Origin of the sequence: Novipirellula sp. (assembly GCF_041583735.1) — a bacterium.
GTDB lineage: Bacteria > Planctomycetota > Planctomycetia > Pirellulales > Pirellulaceae > Novipirellula.
In genome coordinates, this window is record NZ_JBFHFD010000628.1 from 1 (window position 1) to 5,062 (window position 5,062).

4 protein-coding genes are annotated in these 5,062 nt (G+C 57.5%); 1 reads left to right on the forward strand and 3 read right to left on the reverse strand.

Features of this window, described 5'->3' with window-relative positions; translation table 11 throughout:
* Positions 1 to 504: 504 nt before the first annotated feature.
* Together folK and ABX962_RS29785 are read right to left on the reverse strand one after the other, a co-directional pair.
* A complete protein-coding gene (gene folK, locus ABX962_RS29780; RefSeq protein WP_372724982.1) occupies positions 505 to 1,602 on the reverse strand; it encodes a 2-amino-4-hydroxy-6-hydroxymethyldihydropteridine diphosphokinase in 1,098 nt (365 codons plus the stop codon).
* Positions 1,603 to 1,696: 94 nt separating this feature from the next.
* Positions 1,697 to 2,029 (reverse strand): ArsR/SmtB family transcription factor, encoded by a 333-nt coding sequence (locus tag ABX962_RS29785; protein WP_372724984.1) that lies wholly within the window; start codon positions 2,027 to 2,029, stop codon positions 1,697 to 1,699.
* A gap of 737 nt (positions 2,030 to 2,766) precedes the next feature.
* On the opposite strand from ABX962_RS29785, the gene ABX962_RS29790 reads away from it, so the two are divergent.
* Positions 2,767 to 3,333 carry a hypothetical protein gene (locus ABX962_RS29790; protein ID WP_372724986.1) on the forward strand — a complete coding sequence of 189 codons (567 nt, stop codon included), beginning with the start codon at positions 2,767 to 2,769 and terminating at the stop codon, positions 3,331 to 3,333.
* A gap of 85 nt (positions 3,334 to 3,418) precedes the next feature.
* On the opposite strand, the gene ABX962_RS29795 is transcribed toward ABX962_RS29790, so the two are convergent.
* A complete protein-coding gene (locus ABX962_RS29795; protein ID WP_372724988.1) occupies positions 3,419 to 4,687 on the reverse strand; it encodes a hypothetical protein in 1,269 nt (422 codons plus the stop codon).
* Positions 4,688 to 5,062 lie beyond the last annotated feature (375 nt).

Here is a 5,062-nt window from a genome sequence, read left to right on the forward strand (position 1 = left end):
GTTCAGGTTGGTAGCCAATATTCAGCGTCTTGGGGTCCGTGACCAGCCCACCCATGGCACCGGCATAAATGCCGCCTCCAACGATGGCAGCAGCCAGAACCATAAGAAATCGATTGACCCAGCGTGGAAAGAGAAACCGTTGCATAATTGATGGTCGCCGCGCGTGAAAACGCGACCAGATTCGCAGGGATAGAGAAAATGGACACCGAGTGGTTCAGAGAATCGCCGTAATCATACAGCGAGAGCGAGACAGTATTGTGTGCGAACATGCACCAAGGCAATACCAGCCATCAATAAAGCGACATTGTGTCGCACGAAAAGAGCGGCCAGCCGCCGTCATTATCCAACAGAGCCGGATCGTCCTACGCGGCGGACGCGTCTGCCGAGAGGGCGAAGGTGAAGGATGGCCCCGTCAACGGCGAGTAAACCCAAGGATCGGCACCGCTGTGGCAGTTTTTTGGGGGGCAGAGGGGGGCGTTCTCGAGATTGGGTCCTCTCGCTCGCTTATTGCCACCAAGCTTGGGTTTCAGTCACCGGGCGGACCGGGCACCGCATCGATACCAGGGCCGAAGCGATTTCAGTCACCGCCCAATCAAGATTGTCGATCTCTAGTCGGTATTCGGGCCAGCGGCCTCCGGAAGGCCACATTTGATGCGGCGCAGGCCAACGAGTGTCCGCCGTCGCCCATTGCATCCGCGCGACCAACCGAGGAATGCTCGCGTCACGATTCGTCTTTTCGGCGTGAGGAGCGAGCGGCAGCGGGGGAACGTAGGCGGAAACCCATGGCTCGTCGGATCGAACGATGATCGGTTCGCCAAGTTCGGCAGATGGTGGCTGGGCGGTCGGCGTTGCCTCGTTCGGTTGCCTAGACAGCGACCTGTTTTGTCGTTGATCGTGTTGTCGTAGATCATCGGGCTTCCCATTATCGGGCTTCCCATCGTCGGGCTTCGAAGCTCGCTGGGTTTTTGCCCAACGTCCCGACATCGCTTCGTCCAACGCCATGCCCGATTGAAATGGCTGGGTGGCGGCAAAGGTGCGAATCCCATGTTCGGCACTCAGCCGGTCGCAAAGCTGTTGTCGGGTCGATTCGTCGCCGCCGACTAACGCCAGAGATGCGTTGCCCGATGAAAGATGCTCGCTTAATTCCCCAAGACTCCATCCGAAGCGGGGGTCGCGATAATGGGCTGCGACATCACATGCCGGTTGCAGCACAAATTGCCTCGCGGTGTAGCGAGGATGGGGGACGATCAGTGCCGCACTGCCTCCGACCAGATTGCCATGCAGCACCACGTCCAAATCGATCGAACGGGCGTCCCAACGCCGCCGCCGCTGGCGTCCAAGTTCGTTTTCGACCGTTTGCAGCAGTTCGAGAATGTCGCGCGCCGAATGAGTTGTCTCAAACGCGGCCACCGCATTGAGAAAGGGCTCCTGGCCCGAAGGGCCACCAATCGGTGGCGTTTCAAACAGCCGGCTGGCGGCGAAATCTTCCACCATCGGCGATGCGGTCACCCGGCGAGCGGCTTCGGCAATCACCGTGTCGCGGTCGCCGAGGTTGCTGCCAAAGCTAACCAGGCATTGGGCACGCGGGGGCTTCGGGCTCATGGCGGCAGATTCTACGTTCGGGAATTTTGCGGGACTTCACACTCAGCAACGAAGTTCATCCTCGGCAATGAGGATTTCCCTGCGGTGCGGTCGGCTATTTAGGAAGAGTCGGGGCGGTTGCAGGAGCGAGCGAATCCAAGTGCGGTTTCACTAAACGCTCGGCCAAATACCGGGTGTAGCTTTCGCAAATGTCGCGGCGACAGGACAGAATCGCCAACTGCCCCTGGCGGCGTGAATGAATTAACTCTGCCGCGACTAGTTCTTTTAGGTGGTGCGAGATTGTGGCTTGCGTGATCGGAAACTCGTCCACAAGCGATTTGCAGGCGATTTCAGGTTCGCTGGCAATGCAGGTCAAAATCGCAAACCGCTGAGGGTCAGCGATCGCTTTAGAGATGCGATGAACTTGCTCGTCGCTCAATGGGGTCACAGTTTGGTCCATAGCTTCTAATTTATAAGTCCCCTGCCCGCTTCACTAGAGCGCAATCTTGGGAGTTTCGGTCGTGTTATCGCATGATCCGAAATCGTTCGCGTCGGGGCGATCGTCGGTAAAACGTTAGCAAAACGAGGCCTGCGGGATGCATCATTAATCCGCATGGACGTGAAAAACAGATAAATGGGGAGGGCGAACTAGCAGGTGGCCCCCGTGTTAGGGGGCGATGGCGGGAATGCGGACAGAAACCAGGATTCGGCACCACTTAGGGGTGTGCCTGGCATCGGACGTGGCAATAATGGGGCGAGTGAAAGAGGGGCACCGCTGCGATTGGCCCGAAGCCGCTCTGTTAGCTCGAAGCCGCTCTGTTAGCTCGAAGGCACTCTGTTGGCTCGACGACACACTGTTGTTGGGCTGAGGCGATTCCGGAGGGCGGCCGTACGGGGACGGCAGTCGAAGGACAACGCGATATGGCGGGAGGCCTGTTCGGCTGGTCATTGCTACAGGGAATGCCATTGCGACGTGGAATCGTGCTAGCGGGAAGCTAGGATATCGGGTTCGGGTTCATCCCTCGGCCCGCTTGTAACTCGCTGATTGTAACTCAAAGTCCTGGGTCGGCTGCGTAGGGGATCGCTTGTTTTGCAAGCGGCTCATTCGCTTCGATTTGCTTTTCATTTGTCTGCTTTTTCCATCTGAAATCTAAAATTCAAATTCTCTATCTCGGAGAAACATCAATGTCGCGTTTGCTTATCTGTTTGGTTCTGTTGTTTGCGGCTTCGCTGTCAAACACATTTGCTGCTGATGCCGCTCGCGATGGAGGGCTCAAGCAAGGGGATCCGATCGGCGTTTTCTACGTCACCAAAATTGCGGGCGCCGAGGACGATGGCGTCGATGTCGAGCAAGAGATCTGTTACCGATGCCGCTATGGTTCGCGGCCGATGGTGATGGTGTTTGCACGCCAAACCGATGGCAAGTTGTCCGATTTGGTCAAGCAGCTCGATGCCGCTGTGTCACAAAACGAAGCGTCGCACCTCAGCGGCTTCGTTACCTTGCTCGGCGAAGACGCTGGGAAGCTCAAGACATCCGCGACCGATTTGGCTGAGAAAACGTCCGCCAAGCATATTCCGTTTGTGGTGGCGAAAGAGTCCGAAACGGGGCCGCTGAACTATCGATTGTCGGTCGATGCTCCGGTTACCATTGTTGTCGCCAGCGATAGCCAAGTGGTCTCGGCGCGAACGTATGCAGCGGACAAGATCGACATCGACGCGATCATGGCTGACGTGAAATCGATCTTGAACTAAACGGGGCTTCGCACGCGGCAGTTCCAATGCGAAAAGGCTGCCGTTTGCACCGCTTTCAGCATCCTCCTGCGTCCTTCGGTGCGGCCTACTTTTGAAATACCCGTTTGGCGTCATTCATAAATAAGACGACGCAGCTCATTATCCCTACCGGAAAAAGCAAGCAGCCGAGGGGGAAGCCGATGCAAGGAATCGATGCCAGAATGGCGGAGGTTCTCGCAAGCATTAGGTTGCGCCGGAGGATCATGTGAATCGCGCCAGCCAGGGTGACTCCGTACATCATCACCCACGTTAGTCCTAGCCCAAGGTTGATGGCGGTCATCACTAACCTTGGGTTGTCTGCGTCTAACCGCATCAATGACCTAATGTTGACCGTGACGCCGAAACACGAGAGTGTCACCATCACGAGCGAGAAAGTGGCGATCAAGATGCCCGGAACGATATACAGCGCTGGATGGGGAAGTGTACCGCGATGCTGAGCTCCGGCGTAGTAGGGTGTCGTTGGCGGCCCCGGCGATGCATAGGGGTTGGGGCTTGGCTGAGGTTGCGGTCGGGTGTACGGCCGCGGGATCGCTGTCGGGCTGATCGGTGCAACGTTGTCCAGTGGCGCAAACACCGACGTCGATACAACCGACGCCGACGCCGCGAAATCGTCTTCTCCTAGCGTCACGACGTCGTTCGCCGGATCCGTGTGTTCAGCCGGTGCCGGACGGGCCGGAGTGTTTGCATCGCTTGATTTGCCCACCACTCGAATCTGCTTTTTGCACGACGCACAGCGAACGGTTTTTCCCATTTGGTCGGCGGGGATCTGCAGCGTCGCTTTGCATACTGGACAACTGACGCGGATCGGAGAAACCGTATTCGAAGGGGCCGTGTTCAAAGGGGGCGGCTCCGTCGTTTTTTTTGCCGCCGAGGTGGCAGGTTGCGGTGCAGCGACGGGGGTTTTGGGCACCGCGGCTGTTGGCGGATGGGCACGTCTCGCATTTCCCGCCCCCGCAACCAGTGAGCTGAGATTCAGCTCTCGCAATATGACTTTTGCGGAGACCCAGAAACCGTCGTTGCCCTCTTTGGCGTCCACTTCTGCGTTGCCAAGTTGTTCGATTCGCTGAACAAAACGCGGGCGCGTGTACGGGCCTTCGACCTGGCCGTTGATGCGTAGATAGATTCCGCTGCGAGCGAGTTCCTTGAATCGCTGCAGGATCACCGCCGCCGGGTACCAATCACTACTGCCCTGTTGGACCTCGGATTTCTTGTCGCGATGCTCTGCCAGCCAGTGACGCATCTCGACTTCGGAAAACGGACCTAGCGTCTCGCCGTCCACGCGGATTCGCCAATTCTTGTCGCCCGAGTCATTCACAGTGCACGCTTGTTGCGGAAAGGCAGGATGGAAAGGGTGGGGGAAGCGGAGGGCGAGTGGTATTCGTTGCCTTCTCACCCCCTATCATAAGCTCCGCCAGCCTCACGCACCATTAAGAGTCCGTATGGTGTGCGCATAAAAAAAGAGCCGAACCGGTGACGGTTCGACTCTTTGCTTGTGCGGCGAAACAGACAGTGTTGTTTCGCGTCTAAAATATTCCGGCGGTGCCAGGAATTAGCCGCGAACGATCGTGCGGCCGTGCTTGGTGACGACAACGTCAACGCAGTGGCCACAGCACTCGAACTTGTAGGTCAAAACGCTGCGATGCAAGAATCCCTTGCGGCAGTTAACCAAGGTGGGAACTTGGCCAGCACA

Coding starts and splice junctions, on each gene's coding strand:
- folK (WP_372724982.1), bottom strand. CDS start 1,602: ATGAGCCCGAAGCCCCCGCGTGCCCAATGCCTGGTTAGCTTTGGCAGC.
- ABX962_RS29790 (WP_372724986.1), top strand. CDS start 2,767: ATGTCGCGTTTGCTTATCTGTTTGGTTCTGTTGTTTGCGGCTTCGCTG.